The sequence below is a fragment of the Bombella pollinis genome (assembly GCF_026385485.1).
Classification (GTDB): domain Bacteria; phylum Pseudomonadota; class Alphaproteobacteria; order Acetobacterales; family Acetobacteraceae; genus Bombella; species Bombella pollinis.
The window spans coordinates 1-736 of record NZ_JANIDX010000016.1 but is presented as its reverse complement, the minus strand read 5'-3'; the positions used below and the strand labels follow the sequence as shown (position 1 = coordinate 736).

1 protein-coding gene is annotated in these 736 nt (G+C 44.4%); it reads left to right on the top strand.

Annotation, left to right across the window (positions count from 1 at the left end):
* The coding region (locus NQF89_RS08815) for an SEL1-like repeat protein (protein WP_266138000.1) at positions 1-736 on the top strand (736 nt) is incomplete at both ends.

The window sequence follows — 736 nt, the reverse complement described above, 5'->3', positions numbered from 1 at the left end:
AGATTATAAGAAAGCATTTGAATGGTTGCAAAAAGCAGCGAAGCAAGGGTTGGCTGAAGCTCAGTATAATTTGGGGATTTTTTATAATCACGGCCGAGGCGTGCCACAGAATTATGAGAAAGCTGCTGAGTGGTACCAGAAAGCAGCGGAGCAAGGGTTTGCTCTTGCTCAGTTTAATCTAGGAGTTGTCTACGATATTGGTCGAGGGGTTCCGCAGGATTATAAGAAAGCCATTGAATGGTACCAGAAAGCAGCGGAGCAAGGAGATGTTAAGGCTCAGTATAATATGGGAATTTCTTACAAAAACGGCGAAGGAGTTCCGCAGAATTATAAGAAAGCTGTTGAGTGGCTCCAAAAGGCAGCGGAACAAGGGTTGGCTGACGCTCAGTATAATTTAGGGATCCTTTATTATGATGGCCGAGGAGTTCCGCAGGATTATAAGAAAGCTGTTGAGTGTTTCCAAAAGGCAGCGGAACAAGGGTTGGCTGAAGCTCAGTATAATTTGGGAATTTCTTACAAAAACGGCGAAGGAGTTCCGCAGAATTATAAGAAAGCTGTTGAGTGGCTCCAAAAGGCAGCTGACCAAGGGTTTGCTCTTGCTCAATCTAATTTAGGATTTTCCTATGCTATCGGCCAAGGCGTGTCACGGAATTACGAGAAAGCTGCTGAGTGTTTCCAAAAGGCAGCGGAACAAGGGTTGGCTGACGGTCAGTATAATTTAGGAATTTCTTACAAA